This is a genomic window from Actinoallomurus sp. NBC_01490 (assembly GCF_036227085.1).
In the GTDB taxonomy this organism is placed as follows: Bacteria; Actinomycetota; Actinomycetes; order Streptosporangiales; family Streptosporangiaceae; genus Actinoallomurus; species Actinoallomurus oryzae.
Map to the genome: position 1 here is coordinate 9123378 of NZ_CP109433.1, position 18013 is coordinate 9141390.

Annotated in this window: 17 protein-coding genes; 6 read left to right on the top strand and 11 right to left on the bottom strand. The window is 71.0% G+C overall.

The window, feature by feature from the left end; translation table 11 throughout:
• Nucleotides 1-61: 61 nt before the first annotated feature.
• Both OG417_RS42120 and OG417_RS42125 read right to left on the bottom strand, forming a co-directional pair.
• Complete coding sequence (locus OG417_RS42120; RefSeq protein ID WP_329241370.1) at nucleotides 62-1588, bottom strand: MFS transporter; 1527 nt, start codon at nucleotides 1586-1588, stop codon at nucleotides 62-64.
• A gap of 173 nt (nucleotides 1589-1761) precedes the next feature.
• Nucleotides 1762-2703 carry an MBL fold metallo-hydrolase gene (locus OG417_RS42125; RefSeq protein WP_329241373.1) on the bottom strand — a complete coding sequence of 314 codons (942 nt, stop codon included), beginning with the start codon at nucleotides 2701-2703 and terminating at the stop codon, nucleotides 1762-1764.
• A gap of 100 nt (nucleotides 2704-2803) precedes the next feature.
• On the opposite strand from OG417_RS42125, the gene OG417_RS42130 reads away from it, so the two are divergent.
• The gene (locus OG417_RS42130) at nucleotides 2804-3787 is read left to right on the top strand and encodes an AraC family transcriptional regulator (protein WP_329241377.1); all 984 of its coding nucleotides are present in this window, start codon (nucleotides 2804-2806) and stop codon (nucleotides 3785-3787) included.
• Nucleotides 3788-3992: 205 nt separating this feature from the next.
• Here OG417_RS42130 and OG417_RS42135 read toward each other — a convergent pair whose 3' ends face one another.
• The 7 genes from OG417_RS42135 to OG417_RS42165 all read right to left on the bottom strand — a co-directional run bounded on the left by OG417_RS42135 (nucleotide 3993) and on the right by OG417_RS42165 (nucleotide 9346).
• Nucleotides 3993-4166 (bottom strand): hypothetical protein, encoded by a 174-nt coding sequence (locus OG417_RS42135; RefSeq protein WP_329241380.1) that lies wholly within the window; start codon nucleotides 4164-4166, stop codon nucleotides 3993-3995.
• A 336-nt stretch (nucleotides 4167-4502) separates the two neighbouring features.
• Nucleotides 4503-4712, bottom strand: a complete 210-nt coding sequence (locus OG417_RS42140) for a hypothetical protein (RefSeq protein ID WP_329241383.1) — start codon at nucleotides 4710-4712, stop codon at nucleotides 4503-4505.
• Nucleotides 4709-4978: a WhiB family transcriptional regulator gene (locus OG417_RS42145; protein WP_329262989.1), complete on the bottom strand. Its 270-nt coding sequence runs from the start codon at nucleotides 4976-4978 to the stop codon at nucleotides 4709-4711. Before OG417_RS42145 ends, OG417_RS42140 begins: the two co-directional genes overlap by 4 nt.
• A gap of 110 nt (nucleotides 4979-5088) precedes the next feature.
• Nucleotides 5089-5343, bottom strand: a complete 255-nt coding sequence (locus OG417_RS42150) for a hypothetical protein (RefSeq protein WP_329241387.1) — start codon at nucleotides 5341-5343, stop codon at nucleotides 5089-5091.
• Between the two features lie 121 nt (nucleotides 5344-5464).
• On the bottom strand, nucleotides 5465-6256 hold the full coding sequence (locus OG417_RS42155) for a TrmH family RNA methyltransferase (protein WP_329241389.1): 792 nt from the start codon (nucleotides 6254-6256) through the stop codon (nucleotides 5465-5467).
• A 119-nt stretch (nucleotides 6257-6375) separates the two neighbouring features.
• Nucleotides 6376-7233: an acyl-CoA thioesterase II gene (gene tesB / locus OG417_RS42160; protein ID WP_329241391.1), complete on the bottom strand. Its 858-nt coding sequence runs from the start codon at nucleotides 7231-7233 to the stop codon at nucleotides 6376-6378.
• A gap of 28 nt (nucleotides 7234-7261) precedes the next feature.
• Nucleotides 7262-9346, bottom strand: a complete 2085-nt coding sequence (locus OG417_RS42165) for an ATP-dependent DNA helicase UvrD2 (protein WP_329241394.1) — start codon at nucleotides 9344-9346, stop codon at nucleotides 7262-7264.
• Nucleotides 9347-9521: 175 nt separating this feature from the next.
• Here OG417_RS42165 and OG417_RS42170 point away from each other — a divergent pair, with 175 nt between their 5' ends.
• The 5 genes from OG417_RS42170 (at nucleotide 9522) to OG417_RS42190 (ending at nucleotide 15629) form a co-directional block, all read left to right on the top strand.
• Nucleotides 9522-9785 carry a mycoredoxin gene (locus tag OG417_RS42170; RefSeq protein ID WP_329241396.1) on the top strand — a complete coding sequence of 88 codons (264 nt, stop codon included), beginning with the start codon at nucleotides 9522-9524 and terminating at the stop codon, nucleotides 9783-9785.
• A 155-nt stretch (nucleotides 9786-9940) separates the two neighbouring features.
• Nucleotides 9941-11779 carry a sensor histidine kinase gene (locus OG417_RS42175; protein ID WP_329241399.1) on the top strand — a complete coding sequence of 613 codons (1839 nt, stop codon included), beginning with the start codon at nucleotides 9941-9943 and terminating at the stop codon, nucleotides 11777-11779.
• A 106-nt stretch (nucleotides 11780-11885) separates the two neighbouring features.
• Nucleotides 11886-13715, top strand: coding sequence for a sensor histidine kinase (locus tag OG417_RS42180; RefSeq protein WP_329241401.1), 1830 nt, complete (start codon nucleotides 11886-11888; stop codon nucleotides 13713-13715).
• A 72-nt stretch (nucleotides 13716-13787) separates the two neighbouring features.
• Nucleotides 13788-14150, top strand: a complete 363-nt coding sequence (locus OG417_RS42185; protein ID WP_329241403.1) for a DUF4118 domain-containing protein — start codon at nucleotides 13788-13790, stop codon at nucleotides 14148-14150.
• A 6-nt stretch (nucleotides 14151-14156) separates the two neighbouring features.
• Entirely contained in the window at nucleotides 14157-15629 is a 1473-nt protein-coding gene (locus OG417_RS42190) for a GAF domain-containing sensor histidine kinase (RefSeq protein WP_329241406.1), read from the top strand.
• Here OG417_RS42190 and OG417_RS42195 read toward each other — a convergent pair whose 3' ends face one another.
• Nucleotides 15630-16604 carry a quinone oxidoreductase family protein gene (locus OG417_RS42195; RefSeq protein WP_329241409.1) on the bottom strand — a complete coding sequence of 325 codons (975 nt, stop codon included), beginning with the start codon at nucleotides 16602-16604 and terminating at the stop codon, nucleotides 15630-15632.
• 147 nt (nucleotides 16605-16751) lie between these two features.
• A complete protein-coding gene (locus tag OG417_RS42200) occupies nucleotides 16752-18005 on the bottom strand; it encodes a ricin-type beta-trefoil lectin domain protein (protein ID WP_329241412.1) in 1254 nt (417 codons plus the stop codon).
• Nucleotides 18006-18013: the final 8 nt, after the last annotated feature.

Sequence of the window (18013 nt, forward strand, 5' to 3'; positions counted from 1 at the left end):
CCGGGGGTCATCGTGCGCCGGCGAGCGACCGTCGCGTTCGAGCCGTACGACCCGGCGCGAACTACTCATAGGTGAAGGTGGGTGGGTTCGGCTGCGCTTGCGGATCGCGCCGGGCACGGACACCGCCGCCTCGGTGCGCTCCTGGACGCGTCCGCCTGGAAGGCGGTCGCCGCCGGATGTGGTGAGGCGGGCGGGCTCGGGGCAGGAAGAGGGTTATGAGCAGGCCGATCGCCATCGCACCTGTCGCGATCAGGAAGGAAACGCGGAAGCCGTGCATGGTCGGGACCGCGACCCCGTTCACGTCGTCCGCGGTGTTGGCGATGACCATGCCGATGATGGCGCTGGAGGCCGAGGAGCCGATCGAGCGCATCAGGGTGTTGAGTCCGTTGGCCGCGCCCGTCTCCGAGGCGCGGACGGCGCCGGTGATCAGGGCGGGGAGGGAGGAGTAGGCAAGCCCGATGCCCGGACCCAGGATCACCGTGATGACGAGACTCTGCCAGGGGGCGCTCATCAGGCCGAGGCCGGCCCCGTAGCCGATCGCGATGATCACCATGCCGAGAATCAGTGTGGCCTTGGGACTGTGCTTCGCGGACAGCCGGGCGTAGAGGGGCGTTGTGAGCATCATGGTCAGGCCGAGCGGTGCCATGAGCAGGCCCGCGACCACCATCGACTGGCCGAGGCCGTAGCCGGTGGCCTTCGGCAGCTCTAGCAGTTGGGGAAGGATCAGCGAGGCGGCCAGAAAGGAGATGCCGACCGTCATCGAGGCGAGGTTGGTGAAAAGCACCGCTGGGCGAGCCGTGGTGCGTAGGTCCACCAGCGGTGCCTTGAGATGTAGTTCCATCACGCCCCACAGGACGAGCACGACCGCCGCTGCGGCGAACAGCCCGAGAGTGGTCTCGGAGGCCCAGCCCCAGTCGCTGCCCTTGGTGATCGGCAGCAGGAAGAGGACCAGACCGGCAGACAGCCCGATCGCGCCGAGGACGTCGAAGGTGCCCTGCGCCCGGGTCGGAGATTCGGGGACGGCGAGGAGGGTGAGGGCGATGCAGAGGACACCGAGGCCGGCGGCGCCGTAGAAGAGGGTGTGCCAGTCGGTGTGCTGGGCGACCAGGGCCGCGGCGGGCAGGGCGAGACTGCCGCCGACGCCCATGGAGGAGCTCATGATGGCCATCGCCGAGCCGAGCCTCTCGCGGGGGAGCAAGTCGCGCATCAGTCCAATGCCGAGGGGTATCGCACTCATCGCGAAGCCCTGGAGGGCCCGGCCTGCGATCATCGTGAGCAGGTCGCTGGTCAGGGCGCTGACGAGGGCGCCCATGACCATCGCCGCGAGGCTGAGGATCAGCATGCCGCGCTTGCCATGGAGGTCGCCGAGACGACCCATGATCGGTGTGGCGACGGCGCCGGAGATCAGCGTCGAGGTGATGGCCCAGGCCGCGTTGCTCGGTTCGGTGCCCAGCAGTTGCGGCAGGTCTTTGATCACCGGGACCAGCAGGGTCTGCATCACCGAGACCACGATGCCCACGAAGGCGAGCACCGGGACGAGGGCCCCGCTCGCTCTGGCCGTGGGCTGGTCGGTCGACGTGTGCGTCATGAAGAAGGCCTTCAGGCTGGGAGGTCGGATGATTCCGTGGCACACCCGTACCGCCGCGAGGCAGTGATCCACCTCGCGGCGATCGGCTTATGGCCCGCAGGCGCGCGGCCGGGACCCTCCGAACCGGCGGGGAGCCTCATCCGGGACCGCACGTGAAACGCCCGGCCGAAGGCTCACTCGGAGACTGACGTTGTCTTCTTCGGGTTGGCTGTTGCCCATGCTCCGAGGGCGAACCCATCACCCTCCCGTCGGACTTCCACCGCGCCCGCACCACCGAAGTGCGCAGGAATGAGCAGTTCCCGTTCATCGGCCGCCCGCCCGAGAATCCGACGGCGACTGGCCACCGCTTGTTCCGGGGCCAGGCAGGCGTTGCTGTTGCAGCAGGGCTGGAGGATCTGCACCGGGCTGTGCAGCAGGTCTCCTACGAAGACCGCCCGGTCGCTCCCGGATGCGAGTCGCAGCACGGACGAGCCGGGGGTGTGGCCGGGCGCGGACTCCAGGGTGAGGTGTTCGTCGATGCGATGGAGGCCGTCCCACAGCACGGCCTGTCCGGCCTGGTGGATGGGCGCGATGCTGTCTTCGTAGATCAGGCGGTCGACCTTCTGTACGCCGTTGCCGTACGCGTTGTCCGGACCGTAATGGAAGTCGTCTGCGGCAGGAATGAGGTATTGGGCGTTGGGAAAGGTCGGTACCCACTGCCCGTCTGCGTCGACGGTGTTCCAGCCGACGTGATCGACGTGGAGGTGGGTGTTGACGACGACGTCCACATCCTGCGGGCGAACACCAGCCCTCGCCAGAAGGCCGGGGAGATCACTCCGAGCCTGGTGGAAGGGTCCCATGCCCGGTCGCTCGCGCCCGTCACCCGCTCCGGTGTCGACAAGAATGGTCCGCCCACCGCTGCGCAGCACCCAGGTCTGCAGGGCAGTCACCGGCCGGTCGGTGTCCGGCTCCCAGTGGTCCGGTGCCAGCCAGTCCTCGTTGTCCTTCCACACATCGGCGGCAACTGTCGGGAACATGACTGAGGTGGACTGGAACGGTTCGTGGGGTTCAACGACCCGGATGACCTCGACGTCGCCCAGCACCATGCTCTGCGCACTCTCGTTCTCGTTTGTCATGTGCTCGACCCTAAGAACACCGAACGATCCTCTCAATGCGCGCTCAGCTCAATAAAATACGAATCCGTCTCACGGATGATGCGGGAGATATCCTGGACGGATGGACGTGGTGAGCGACGCGATCTCTGCCGTGCACCTCGGGCACCCCCGGTTTCACCGGGTGCGGACGACTGGGGGCTGGTGCGCGCGGATGGACCCGTACGATGGCGCGGGCTTCTACGTCGTCTTGAAGGGAAGCAGCTGGCTGCTGACCGACGGCGGCGCTCGGGTGACTCTCGGCGTGGGTGACGCGGTGCTGTTGCCTCATGGCACTGGCCATGTGATCGCCGATTCCCCCGTCGATGTGGCGGTCGCGGAGGAGAGGGCGGTGCCGTTCGAGCATTGGCTTGCGGGGACAGGGCCGCAGGCCCGGCCTGGTCGCGACGAGACGGAGATGCTCTGCGGCAAGTACTGGCTCGACTGCAGCCGCATGCACCCGCTCATGGCAGAGTTGCCCGAGGTCGTCCACCTTCCCAGCCGAGTGGGCAGCCACCTCGAACTCCGTGCCGCGATCGATCTGCTCGCCGGTGAGTTGGACGAGGTGCGGCCCGGCTCCTGCATGGCGCTCCCGAGCCTGCTCAACCTCCTCCTCGTCTACATGATCCGTTCCTGGATGACCGAGGCCACCAGCGGAGCCTGGCCCACCGCACTGGGCGACCCGGTGACGGCCGCCGCCCTGCGGGCGCTGCACTCGAAGCCGGCCGCGCCGTGGAGTATCGACCGCCTGGCCGCGGAGGCGGGCGTCTCCCGTCCCACCCTGGCACGCCGGTTCACCAACCTGGTCGGCCGCCCTCCGATGGCGTACCTCACTTGGTGGCGAGTGATCCTTGCCGCCACCCTGCTCCGCGACACTCCAGAAACGCTGGCCACCATCGCCGGCCGAGTCGGCTACAGCAGCCCGTACGCACTCTCACACGCCTTCGAAAGGGAGTTCGGCATCACACCGGGGCGATATCGAGCGAAGGCCGCAGACCGCTCCGCTCCCACCGCAAGCCCTCAACTGGCGTCAAAACAAACTGACGCCGGAAACTCGGCCAGGCCATGACTCCCATAGTCATCGGCAGAGGACACCCGCAGTCGCATGCGCCAGTCACTCGTTCGAATTCTGAGGCGGGTTACGAGTGCCACCGGAATACGGAAGAAGCGGGCCGCGGATGAGGCTTTCGCCAGGTAGGCGGGCCGGGCGGCGTAGCCCGTCACTCCGACACGCGGAGAAGGCCGGAAGCGGCACCGCCAGGGCGCACTGATCGCTACCAGTAGGCGGGGTCGAGCCGGCCCTCGATCGAACGGATGTTGTCGCGGCTGCACCGGTCGCACAGGTGCTGCAGGCCCCGCTCGGTGACGTCGGTGGTCCAGCCGAGCGGTGACTCGGCGGTGGTTCCGCAGGACGTGCAGCTGACCATGCCGGTCGCCCCCCTCTTCATCGGCCTTGTTCCAAGCATCACCGATCGGCCGCCCCGGCGGAAGCGGAACGCGGTGACGTTGGCCAATGTCTTGCCTCCACCAGGACTTTCGGCCCTCGGGAGGCGGCGAGCGCACGATTTCGTCGTGGACGGCCACGTTCTCTCGCCGAGATCGGCGCGCGGTGCGCCGTACTCGGCGAACTCGCCGTCGACGGCGGCCTCCTCGACCGGCGCCCCGGGCCGTACGCCGGGCTGGGAAGGCCGGAGCGGCCACCTGGAACGCCGAGGAGCCCCGGCCGTGGTGCCGGGGCCCCTTCTTCCTCTGGGACGCGCTGGTGGGCTCTTGGGGAGAGACCGTCAGCGCGCGGTCAGCAGACGCCGGACGCGGGCGGCGGTCAGCTCGGCGTCGCGGCGGGCCCGGCGTGCGGCCCGGGCCTGGGCGATGCCGCGCCGACGCGCCGCGTCGCGCTCGGCCTCGCGTATTCGTTCCTGGGACAGTTCAATGCTGAGCAAGCTCATCTTCTGCTCTTTCTCGGTACGTGCGGTCTCGGTCGGTCGGCGCGTCATGCCGCCACCTCGGCGTTCTTGCGCGGACGCCCACGCGGCCGCTTCCGGGGGACGACGACGCCACGGATGAAGAGCTCTCCACCCCAGACACCCCAGGGCTCGCGGCGCTCGAGGGCACCGGCGAGGCAGGCGCGCCGGATCGGGCACTCGGCGCACAGCGCCTTGGCCAGCTCGACGTCCTGGGGCGACTCGGCGAAGAAGAGCTCGGGCTCCTTCCGGCAGGGAAGATCGAGGTTCTCGCTGATCGCAGTGAGCGCGAGGCCCAAGGTCTCCACCCCTTTCTTGATCTGATCTCTCGTTGGTTCGGTGTGGCCGAAACAAAAAGGCCGCGGTTCCCGGGGTCGGGATCCGCGGCCTGGAGGCCTGCTCAGAGCTTTCACTCTGGTGGTCTCCAGGGTGGCGGACCCAGCGGCATACGGATGGCCGCATCCTTGGCCTGGGCGTTCAGCTGAACGGCGCCGAGCGTCGTGAAGACGTGCTTCTCCACTCGCTTCTCCACGCCGTCGGGCCGCACGCGCCCGGCTTCGAGGTACGCGTAGACGGCCGGAAGCGAGGCGGTGCCGCGCGAGGACAGCACGGACGGACGCGGGCATGCGGCGGCCCAGGCTTGAGTGCCGAAGTGGTTACTCACGCGACTGCCACCGCCCTTCTACGTCCGCGGGCCCTCCGGTGGGAGGGAGCCCGTCATGTGCTCGCGAGAAGCGTACGATCGCCGCCCCGATGGGGGCAACGTATTTTTCACCTGCGATTTCTTATTTTTCTTTTCGTTGCCTCGCGGCCTCGTACAGGACCACCGTGGCGGCGGACGCGGCGTTCAGCGAGCTGGCCGCTCCGCCGATCGGGATCCGCACCACCTCGTCGCAGGCCGCGAGCCATGCGGCGCTCATCCCGCGGGTCTCGTTCCCGATCACGATGAGGACCGGCCCGCCGAGATCGTGGCGCGCGACGTCGTGGGTTCCGGTCTCATCGGTGCCGATGATGCGGACGTCCGCAGCGTGGGCCCAGTCGGCGACCGCGCCCGGCGAGGGCACGCGTACGACGGGCACGGCGAACAGCGACCCCGTGCTGGCGCGCACCGCCTTGGGGTCGTAGACGTCGGCGGCGTGTCCGGTCACGATCACCCCGAAGGCGCCGAAGGCGTCGGCGGAGCGTACGACGGTGCCGATGTTGCCCGGGTCGCTGGGCCGGTCGAAGACGACGACCGGGCCGCCGGGAGTGATCCGGCCCAGGTCGTCGGGGGGGAGAGCGGCGATCGCGACCAGCTCGGCGTCGTCCTTGCCGGCCAGCTCGGCCAGCAGGGCGGGCTCCATCTCGACGCGCTCGGCCCCGGTGTCGCGCAGCACGCCCTCGGCCCAGGAGGACAGCCGCCGCCCGCCGGCGTAGAGGAGGCAGCGGATCGGCCAGCCGCGCTCGGCGGCGACGGTGATCGGCCGGACCCCCTGCACGATGAACTCCCCCGACCGGTTGCGCTTGGTCCGGTTGGTGAGCAGCGCATGCCACTGCTGGAACCGCGCGTTGCGCGTGCCGACGCGGGTGATGGTCATGCGCCCTCCTTCGCCCCACCCCACGAAAACGCTCCGCAGGCTCCGCGTTTCCCTGGGGACCCCGGGAGGAGGGGAGTGACCATGGGTGCCGTGTTCGTCGTTTCACTCACTGCGTTCGCTCATTCGGTGGACCTGACCAGGCCCTCCTGGACGACCGAGACCACCAGCTCGCCCTCCTGGGTGAACACCTGGCCCCGGGCCAGGCCGCGACCGCCGGCGGCGTTCGGAGTGTCCTGGGCGTACAGCAGCCACCGGTCGGCGCGGAACGGGCGGTGGAACCACATCGCGTGGTCCAGGCTCGCGCCCATGGTCTTCTTGTCGCCCCAGGCGCGCGCGTGGTTGAGCAGGACCGTGTCGAGCAGCGTCATGTCCGAGGCGTAGGTCATCAGGCACACGTGCAGGAGCGGGTCCTCGGGCAGCTCGCCGTCGAAGCGCAGCCAGACCTTCGACTCCGGGCCGCTCAGCGAGGGGTCGCGGGCGGCCTCCCAGGTGAGCGGCGTGATGTGCCGCAGGTCGACGGGGCGGCGGCGGAAGAAGTCGTTCTCCTGCGGGCCGAAGATGGCCTCCATCCGCTCGCGGAACGTCGGCAGCGTCTCCGGGGCGGGCGCCTCGGGCATCGGCGCCTGGTGGGACAGGCCCTCCTCGATCACCTGGAACGACGCCGACAGGGTGAAGATCACTTTGCCGTGCTGGACGGCGGAGACCCGGCGGGTGGTGAACGATCGGCCGTCGCGGACGCGGTCGACCGTGTAGACGAGTGGGACGCTCGGGTCGCCGGGCCGGATGAAGTAGGCGTGCAGCGAGTGGACATGCCGGTCGGAGGGCACCGTACGGCCGGCGGCGACCAGCGCCTGACCGGCCACCTGGCCGCCGAAGACCCGCTGCTGGCGTTCTTCGGGGCTGCGGCCACGGAAGATGTTCATCTCGATCTGCTCCAGGTCGAGCAGATCGAGCAGCTCCTTCAGTGCGGCGTTCATGGCGATCCCTACTCGTTCGACCGGGTCATCAGTCAACCAGGTCCGCGGCGGGCTCCTCACCCCGGCACAGCGCCAGCACGTCGGCGCCGTAGCGTCCGAGCTTGACCGCGCCGACGCCGGGGATGGCCGCCAGGTCCGCCTCCGAGAGCGGGGCGCGCTCGGCGATCGCCTGCAGGGTGGCGTCGGTGAACACGACGTACGCGGGGACCTTCTGGCGCTTGGACACCAGGACGCGCCAGTGCTTCATGCGTTCGAGGAGATCTTCGTCATAGTCGGTGGGGCAGCTCTCACAGCGGCCGAGCTTGCGCTCGATCGCGGCGGTCAGCGGGCGTCCGCAGACCCGGCACGGCTGGGGGCCGGAGGACACCGGGCGCCGCGCCGAACGGTCGACCCGCGGCGGCCCGGCGCTCTGCGGCGCCAGGCCGTCGAGGAAGCGGGAGCGGCGCCGTCCCTTGCGCCCGCCCGGCGACCGCGCCAGCGCCCACGACAGCGTGAGGAACTCGCGCGCCCGCGTCACCCCGACGTAGAGCAGCCTGCGCTCCTCCTCGATCTGGTCGGGGCTCTTCTCCGCGTAGATGATCGGCAGCGTGCCCTCGACCAGGCCGGTGAGGAAGACCGCGTCCCACTCAAGGCCCTTTGCGGTGTGAAGCGTCGCGAGCGTCACACCTTCGAGCGTGGGCGCGTGCTGGGAGCCGGCCCGCTCCTCCAGCTCCGCCACGAACTCCCGCAGGCCCGCGGACGGGCGGTCGATGGCGACGTCCTCGGCGAGCTGGGCCAGCGCGGCCAGCGACTCCCAGCGCTCGCGGGCCGCGCCCCGGCCCTCGGGCGGCTGGTCGGTCAGGCCGGCGGCGGCCAGGACGTCGCGGACCGCGCGGACGAGGGGCTCGCCGGTGTCCGACCGCGCCGCGCCCCGCAGCAGGACCACGGCCTGGCGGACCTCGGCACGCTCGAAGAACCGCTCGGCGCCCTTGACGACGTACGGCACGCCGTAGTCGGCGAAGGCCTGTTCGTACGGCTCGGACTGGGCGTTGATGCGGAACAGGACCGCGATCTCGCGGGCCGGCACACCCTCGTCGAGCAGCTCGCGGATGCGCTTGGCCACGGCCTCGGCCTCGGCCACCTCGTCGTCGTGCTCGGAGAAGACCGGCGCGGGGCCGTCGGGGCGCTGCGCGACGAGTTCGAGGCGGTGCGCGCGGGCGTCTCCCCGCGCCTGCGCCAGCACACCGTTGGCGAGGCGCACGACCTGTGGCGTCGAGCGGTAGTCGCGGACGAGCTTGATGACTTTGGCGCCGGGGTGCTCGACCGTGAAGCCCAGGAGGTAGGAGGGGCTGGCGCCGGTGAAGGAGTAGATGGTCTGGTTCGGGTCGCCGACCACGCACAGGTCCTCGCGCTCGCCGAGCCACGTGTCGAGCAGGAGCTTCTGCAGCGGGTTGACGTCCTGGTACTCGTCGACCACGAAGTGGCGGTACTGGTCGCGGAACTGGTGCGCGACCTCCTGGTGCTCGGTGAGGATCGCGGCTGTGAGCTCCAGCATGCCTTCGAAGTCGATCAGGTTGCGGTCGCGGCGGAGCCGTTCGTACGCCTCGTAGACGCGCGCCATGTCGGCGGCCTCGGCGGGCGGGGTGCGCCCGGCCTTGGCCGCCGCGGCGGCGTAGTCGTCGGGGCGGGTCTGGGTGACCTTGGCCCACTCGACCTCGGTGGCCGCGTCGCGCAGCTCGGTGCGGCCGAACGACAGGCGGCACAGGCGCGCCGCCTCCGCCACCAGCCCGAGCTTGGACTCGACCAGCCGGGGCGGCTCTCCCCCGACGACCTTGGGCCAGAAGTAGTGCAGCTGCTTGTAGGCGGCGGCGTGGAAGGTGCGCGCCTGCACGCCCGGCGCGCCGAGCTGCCGCAGCCGCCCGCGCAGCTCGCCGGCGGCCCGGGTGGTGAACGTCACGGCGAGCACCCGCTGCGGGGAGACGACGCCGGTGTGCACCGCGTACGCGATGCGGTGGGTGATGGCGCGGGTCTTGCCCGTGCCGGCGCCGGCCAGGACGCACACCGGGCCTCGGGTGGCCTCGGCCACCGCGCGCTGTTCCGGGTCGAGCCCGGCGAGCACCTCATCCGCCTCCATCGCCCCTCCTTTCACCGGGCGTTCATCCTCTCAGGCGCATCCGACGCTCGCGTCCCGTCCCTCATCTCCGCTCGCGTCGGCCCCTCGTCTCGTCTCCGGGCTCTCGCGGCGGGAATGCGGCGGCCTGACCCGGCGTTGGACATGTGTTCGCAACCAACGGACCGCGGGGAGAGTCATGACCACGCCCACAACGGGTGAGCTCACGATGTACACCACTTCGTGGTGTGGCTTCTGCAAACGGCTGAAGGCGCAGCTGGCCCGCGACGGGATCGCCATGGTCGAGATCGACATCGAGCGTGACCCGGAGGCCGCCGCGTTCGTGGAGAACGTCAACGGCGGCAACCAGACGGTACCCGTCGTGGTGTTCCCCGACGGCACCGCGGTGACCAACCCGACCGCCAAGGCCGTGAAGGCCCGCCTGGCCGCCCTCCCCGGCTGAAAGACCGCTCGGCACGCGCGGCACTGCCCACCGGGGTCTCCGGTGGGGTCCGCACGGCTTGCCGGTGGTCAGGAGTCGATCAGTCGCCGGTAAAGGGTATCTGACCAGCACGAACGCGATCCGCCAGTTTTTCCGGTTCGGCGTTAATGTTGGTTATGCGTCCCTCCCTGCCGGCGACGCTGGAGCGTCGGCCCCGGCCGCGTCTGTGGCTGGGGTTCCTGGTGATGGCCCTGTGCCTCACCGTGGAGACCCTCGTCGGCGTCGCGCTGGCGAAGGTCGTGCCCGTCGAGTCCCTCGGCGTGCTCTACCTCGTCGGCCTGCTGGTGGTCACATCCCTCTGGGGCCTCGCCATGGGTCTCGTGATGGCCGTGGCCAGCACCGTCGTCTTCGACTACTTCCTCATACCGCCCGCGTGGACGCTGTGGCTCACCAAGGGTCAGGACCTGGCGATCCTCGGGATCTTCATGGCCCTGGCGCTGCTGGCGTGCGCGCTCGCGCGGGCGGCCCGGCTGCTGTCGGGCGAGATGGAGGCCCGCCAGGAGGCCGACCTGTCGGCCGAGCTGGCCCGGCTGCTGTTGCGGGCGCCCGACCTGAACGCCGCGCTCCCGGCGACGGCACGGCGCCTGGCGAGCGATCTGAACCTGCCGTCGGCCTCGATCGAACCCGGCGACGTCCCCGCCGGGCACGGGGAACTCTCCTTCCCGCTGCGCGGTGACGGCGTCCACGCCACGCTCCTCGTGCCGGGCGGCCTGAGCCGCCCGGTCGTCCGGCGGCTGCGCGAGAGGGTCGTCCCCTCTCTGGAGATCCTGCTCGATGCGGCGTGCGAACGCGAACAGGTGGCCGGCGCCCTGCGGCACAGCCGCGACGAGCTCGCCCGCGTCGCCGAGGAGCAGGCCGCGCTCCGGCGCCTGGCCACGCTGGTCGCCCACGCCGCTCCGGAGCGGGAGGTCTTCGACACCGTCGCCCGTGAGATGGGGCAGATCCTCGGCGCGCGCCACACGCTGGTCATCCGCTACGAGCCCGCCCACGCCGCGGTCACCGTCGGAGCCTGGACCCCCGTCGAGGGCGACGAGGTCAATCCGCCGCTGGGCACGCGCTGGACGCTGGAGCCGGGAACCGTCACCGAGCTGGTGGCGCGTACGGGCGCGCCGGGCCGGATCAACGAGTACACCGGCGAAGGACCGCTCTCCACCCAACTGCGCGCACGGGGCGTCGTCTCCTCCGTCGGCTGCCCGATCATCGTCGGCCGGTCCCTGTGGGGCGTGGTCGTCGTCGCCACCAGTTCCCCCGAGCCGCTGCCGGAGGACACCGAGGCGCGCATGACGGAGTTCACCGAACTGGCCGCGGCCGCGATCGCCAACGCCCAAAGCAACGCCGACCTGAAGGCCTCCCGCGCCCGCGTCGTCGCCGCCGCCGACGAGGCACGCCGCCGCATCGAACGCGACCTGCACGACGGCACCCAGCAGCGCCTCGTCTCGCTGGGGCTCGAGATGCGCGGGATCGAGGCCGCGATCCCGCAGGAGTTCAGCGACGCCAGGCTCCAGGTCGCCCACACCGCCAAGGCCCTGGAGGAGGCCATCGTCGAGTTGCAGGAGCTCTCCCGCGGCCTCCACCCCGCCATCCTCGCCAAGGGCGGCCTCGAACCGGCGCTCATGGTCCTCGCACGCCGCTCGTCCGTGCCGGTGGAACTGGACGTGTCCATCGACGACCGGCTCCCGGAACAGTGTGAGATCACCGTGTACTACGTGGTCTCCGAGGCGCTGACCAACGCGGCCAAACACGCGTTCGCCTCGGTGGTCCGCGTCGCCGTCGGCGTCAGGGACGGGACGGTCCGGCTGTCCATCCGTGACGACGGGGTCGGCGGAGCCGATCCCGCACGCGGCTCGGGGCTGATCGGCCTGACCGACCGCGTCGAGGCCATCGGCGGCACCATCTCCGTCGTGAGTCCTCAGGGCGGCGGCACGACTCTGCTGGTCGAGATCCCCCTCGAATGACTCGTGGGCGCGGGCGGCCTCGGCACCGGACCCTCAGCGATCAACGCGGCTTCACCAGCACCAACACACATCAGGGAGCGCTTCCGGAGCCGCGTTAAATGGTGTTATGCGCGCCTTCTTGCTGGAGCGCCGGCCGCGGCCGCGACTGTGGCTGGGGTTTCTGGTGATGGCGCTGTGTCTCGCCGTGGAGACCCTCGTCGGCATCGGGCTGGCGAAGGTCGTGCCCGTCGAGTCCCTCGGCGTGCTCTACCTCGTCGGCCTGCTGGTGGTCGCGTCCCTGTGGGGCCTGGCCGTAGGTCTCGTGATGGCCGTGGCCAGCGCGCTCATCCTCGACTTCGTCTTCCTCCCGCCGGAGTGGGGACCCGAACTCGCCAGGGCCCAGGATCTGGCGGTCCTCGCGATCTTCATGGCCCTCGCTCTGCTCGTGTGCGCGCTCGCGCGGGCGGCCCGGCTGCTGTCGGGCGAGATGGAGGCCCGCCAGGAGGCCGACCTGTCGGCCGAGCTGGCCCGGCTGCTGTTGCGGGCGCCCGACCTGAGCGCCGCGCTCCCGGCCACGGCGCAGCGCCTGGCCGTCGCCTTGCGCCTGCCGTCGGCCTCGGTCGAACCCGGCGACGTCCCCGCCGAGCACGGGGAACTCGCCCTCCCGCTGCGCGGCGACGACATTCGCGCCACGCTCCTCGTGCCGGGCGGCCTGCCGCACCCGGTCGTCCGGCGGCTGCGCGAGCGGATCGTCCCCTCCCTGGAGATCCTGCTCGAAGCGGCGTGCGAACGCCAGCAGGTGGCCGACGCCCTGCGGCACAGCCGCGACGAGCTCGCCCGCATCGCCGGCGAACAGGCCGCGCTGCGGCGCCTGGCCACGCTGGTCGCCCACGGCGCTCCGGAGGAGGAGGTCTTCCACGCCGTGCCCCGCGAGATGGGGCGGATCCTCGGCGCGCCGCACACGCTGATCGCCCGCTACGAGCCCGGCCACGCCGCGACCAGCGTCGGCGTCTGGCACGCCGCCAGCGGCCCTCGGGCCACCATGCCGGTGGGATCGCGATGGGCGCTGGAGGAGGGGACCGTGTCCGATCTCGTGGCGCGTACGGGCGCGCCGGGCCGGATCAACGAGTACACCGGCGAAGGACCGCTCTCCACCCAACTGCGCGCACGGGGCGTCGTCTCCTCCGTCGGCTGCCCGATCGTCGTGGGCCGGTCGCTGTGGGGTGTGCTGATCGCCTCCTCCAGCACGGAGGAACGGCTGCCGCCGGACACCGAGGTGCGCATGATGGAGTTCACCGAACTCGCCGCGGCCGCCATCGCCAACGCCCAGAGCAACGCCGACCTCAAGGCCTCCCGCGCCCGCGTCGTCGCCGCCGCCGACGAGGCACGCCGCCGCATCGAACGCGACCTGCACGACAGCACCCAACAGCGCCTCGTGGCCCTCGGACTCCAGATGCGCGGGATCGAGGCCGCGATCCCACAGGAACTGCACGACCTCAGGCTCCAGGTCGCCCACACCGCCAAGGCCCTGGAGGAGGCCGTCGCCGAACTGCAGGAGCTCTCCCGCGGCCTCCACCCCGCCATCCTCGCCAAGGGCGGCCTCGAACCCGCGCTCAAGGTCCTCGCACGCCGCTCGTCCGTGCCGGTCGAGCTGAACGTGTCCATCGACGACCGGCTCCCGCAGCAGTGCGAGATCACCGTGTACTACGTGGTCTCCGAGGCGCTGACCAACGCCGCCAAACACGCGTTCGCCTCGGTCGTCCACATCACCGTCACCGCCGACGACAAGGCGATCGACCTGTCGATCCGCGACGACGGCGTCGGCGGAGCCGACCCCGCACACGGTTCCGGGCTGATCGGCCTCACCGACCGCGTCGAGGCCATCGGCGGCACCATCACCATCACCAGCCCCAAAGGCGTGGGCACCACACTGCACGTCGAGATCCCGTTGGGGTGATCTCGGAGTTCACCCCCTTCGACCAGGGCGAACGTGCTCGGACGTCTCTTCGGATCGGCGTTACCGTGAGTTATGCGCCCATCTCCGCCGGCGACACCGGAGCGGCGGTCACGGCCGCCGCTGCCGCTGGGCATCCTGGTGGTGGCCGTCTGCCTCACGGTGGGGACCCTGCTCGGCATCGGGCTGTCGCGGTTCGTGCCCGTGGAGGCCCTCGGCGTGCTCTACCTCGTCGGGCTCCTGCTCGTCGCGTCCCTGTGGGGGCCCGGACTGGGGCTGGTGATGGCCGTTGCCAGCACGCTGGCCTTCGACTACTTCCTCATCCCTCCGGCGTGGACGCTGTGGCCCGACGGACGCCGGGACGTGGTGGTCCTCGGCGTCTTCATGGCCCTCGCCCTGCTGGTGTGCGCACTCGCCCGCACCTCCCGGCTGCTCTGAAGCCAGATGGAGTCCCGCCGGGAAGCCGACCTGTCCGCCGAGCTGGCCCGGCTGCTCCTGCGAGCCTCCGACCTGTCAACGGCCCTGCCGGCCACGGCGCGGCGCCTGGCGAGCGATCTGAACCTGCCGTCGGCCTCCATCGAGCCCGAAGGGGCCTCCTCCGGCGGCACCGGGCTCACCCTCCCGATCCGCGGTGAAGGCGTCAACGTCGCGCTCCGCGTCCCGGCCGGTCTGCCGGGCCCGGTCGTCCGGCGGCTGCGCGAGCGGGTCGTGCCCTGCCTCCAGGTGCTGCTCGAGGTGGCGTGCGAGCGCGAGAAGGCCGCCGACGCCCTGCGGCACAGCCGCGACGAGCTCGCCCGCATCGCCGAGGAACAGGCCGCGCTGCGGCGCCTGGCCACGCTGGTCGCCCACGCCGCTCCGGAGAGCGAGGTCTTCCACGCCGTCGCCTGCGAGATGGGCCGGCTCCTTCCCGCGCGCCACGTTCTGATCATCCGCTACGAGACGGCCGCCACGGCGATCACCGTCGGGAACTGGGGAGTCAGCCGCAGGGAGATCGACGCCACCATGCCGCTGGGCTACCGCTGGCCGGTGGAGAGGGGAACCGTCACCGAGGCCATCGCGCGTACGGGCGCGCCGGCCAGGATCGACGACTACGGAGGCGGAGGCGAGGTCGTCACCCGGCTGCGCTCCTTCGGCGTCAGGTCCGCCGTCGGCTGTCCCATCATCGTGGGCCGGTCGCTGTGGGGTGTGCTGATCGCCTCCTCCAGCACGGAGGAACGGCTGCCGCCGGACACCGAGGTGCGCATGATGGAGTTCACCGAACTCGCCGCGGCCGCCATCGCCAACGCCCAGAGCAACGCCGACCTGAAGGCCTCCCGCGCCCGCGTCGTCGCCGCCGCCGACGAGGCACGCCGCCGCATCGAACGCGACCTGCACGACAGCACCCAACAGCGCCTCGTCTCGCTGGGGCTCGAGATGCGCTGCACCCAGGCCGCCGTCCCTCCGGCGCTCAGCGACCTCAGGCTCCGGATCGCCCACGCCGTCGCAGGCCTCGAAGAAACCGTCGCCGAACTGCAGGAGCTCTCCCGCGGCCTGCACCCCGCCATCCTCGCCAAGGGCGGCCTCGAACCCGCGCTCAGGGTCCTCGCGCGCCGCTCCCCCCTCCCGGTCGAGCTCGACCTCCATCTGGACGAACGGCTCCCGCAGCGCTACGAAGTGACCGTCTACCACGTGGTCTCCGAGGCCTTGACCAACGCCGCCAAACACGCGTTCGCCTCGGTCGTCCGCATCGCCCTCACCACCGACGACAAGGCGATCGACCTGTCGATCCGCGACGACGGCGTCGGCGGAGCCGACCCCGCACACGGTTCCGGGCTGATCGGCCTCACCGACCGCGTCGAGGCCGTCGGCGGCACCATCACCATCACCAGCCGCAAAGGCACGGGCACCACACTGCACGTCGAGATCCCCGTGGAGTGACTACCAGGCGTGGGACATACCGATGATCACGACCTTGCCGATCGGGCGGTCCTCGATCAGGTGGCGCAGGGCCTCGGCCGCCGCCTCGACCGGGTAGATCGAGTCGATGACAGGGTGGATCCGGCCGGTGGCCAGCAGGCCGGTGATGGTCTCCCAGGCGCGGCGCGACTGTGCCACGGTGGCGTCGGGCAGTGAGAACCCGTGCAGGCTCGCGTGGCGTCGTACGACGTCGCCGACGGGCACCTGCGCGGCCGCGCCGCCGGTCTCACCGACCAGGACGATCCGCCCGCCGGTCGCCAGCGCCGCCGCGATCTGGCCGGTCACGCCACCGCCGACGCCGTCGACCGCCACGTCGATCCCGGCGGCGAACCCGTCTCCCAGCCCCTCCGGCAGCCGGTCGCGTTCGAGGTCGACCACCTCGATCCCGTACGCCCACGGCGCCGCGCGCACGGCCTCGGCCTTCGCCGTGCTCCCGGTGCCACCGGCCACGGCCGACGCGCCGAGCGCCCGCGCGAGCTGCACGGTCGCGTTGCCCACCCCGCCCCCGACCGCGGGGGCGAAGACGCGCTTGCCCGGGCAGAACCGGCCCAGCCGCAGCGCGAGCACCGCCGTCAGGTACGCGACGGGCACCGTGGCCGCGACCTCGTCGGCGACGTTGACCGGGACCTCGGCCAGGTTCTGTTCGGGGACCACGGCGAACTCGGCCATCGTGCCGGCCGATCCGGCGAAGAACATCACACGGGTGCCGGGTGCCCAGTGGCCGGCGGGGTCGGCGACGACGATGCCGGAGCCTTCCGCACCGAGGGTGAGCGGCGCCGGGCCCGCGCCGGTCGCGACGTGGTGGTCCCACCGCGTGACGCCGGCGGCGGTGACCTGGACGAGCACCTCACCGGCACCGGGTGTCGGATCCTCGATCCACTCCACCCGCAGGTCCGTCGTGTGCTCGGTGATCGGATACGCCCGCGCCGCCTTCACTGCCGCCCCCGCCCGGTCGGTGTCGCCCCCTTGCCGCTTTCGTCCCTATCCGTCACTCGACATACCCCTCGTACGGATATCGCACGCCTGGTCAGGGCCGGTACCCATCGGGATGACGGGTACCGGCCCGGGATCGGTGCGAGCCCGTCAGGAGGGGAGCGTCCACTGCTGGTTGGCCGCGCCGGTGCAACTCCAGATCTGCAACCGGGTGCCGTTGGCCGAGCTGGGACCGGTCGCGTCCAGGCACTTGCCCGACGCCGGGTTGACCAGCGAACTGTTCGATCCCCTCGTCCACTGCTGGGCACCGGTGCCGTTGCAGTCGTACAGCTGAACCTGCGTACCGTTCGCCGTACCGGCCGCGGTCACGTCCATGCACTTACCGAGCGCCCGCAACGTGCCGTCCGAACCCACCGTCCACTGCTGCGCGCTCGTGCCGTTGCAGTCATAGAGCTGCACCGCCGTACCGTTCGCACTACTCGCACCGGCCACATCGACGCACTTACCGCCGTAACCGATGATCCGACCGGTCGCACCGCCGCCGGTCGAGGACGTGGTGACGTGCACGTAGTCCACGACGAGCTGTGCCGGGAAGGGCGTCGAGCCGTCCGGGTCGCCGGGCCAGTAGCCGCCGACCGCGAGGTTCATGATGATGTAGAACGGATGGTCGAACACCCATTGGTCGCCGCCCAGGTCGGCCGGGGTGCGGGTCTCGTACGGGTTGCCGTCCACCGACCAGGTGATGGTGTTCGGCGACCAGTCGATGGCGAAGGTGTGGAAGCCGTCGGCGAAGGCCTGCCCGCCGGGAAGGGTGTATCCGGCGCCGATGCCTTCGCTGCCGGAGTACCCCGGGCCGTGGATCGTGCCGTGGACGGTGCCCGGCTCGAACCCGACGTTCTCCATGACGTCGATCTCGCCGTTGCCCGGCCAGCCCTGGTTCCCGGTGCCGAGCAGCCAGAACGCGGGCCACATGCCCTGCCCGCGCGGGATCTTCATCCGCGTCTCGAAGTGGCCGTACGCCTGGGTGAACGTCGAGGCGGTGTTCATCCTGGCCGAGGTGTACTGGCACGTGCCGTACCAGCACTGGTAGCCGGCCGGATTCTCCTTCTTCGCGGTGATGACCAGGTGGCCCTGGCCGTCGAGGGCGGCGTTGTTCGTGCCGCTCGTGTAGTACTCACGCTCGTGGTTGTTGACGTTGTCTCCGGTCTCCAGGCGCCACTTGCCCTGGTCGACGGCCGAGCCGGCGGCGCCGTTGAAGTCGTCGGTGAACGTCGCCGCGGCCGGCGCGACGGCGCGCGGGGCCTGGGCGGCCCTCGTCGCCGCCGTCGCGGCGCCACCAGACCCGGCGATCAGTGCGCACGCCAGAGCGATCAGGCCGGCGCGCCGGCGAGTTGCGGTGAGCATGTCGGTCT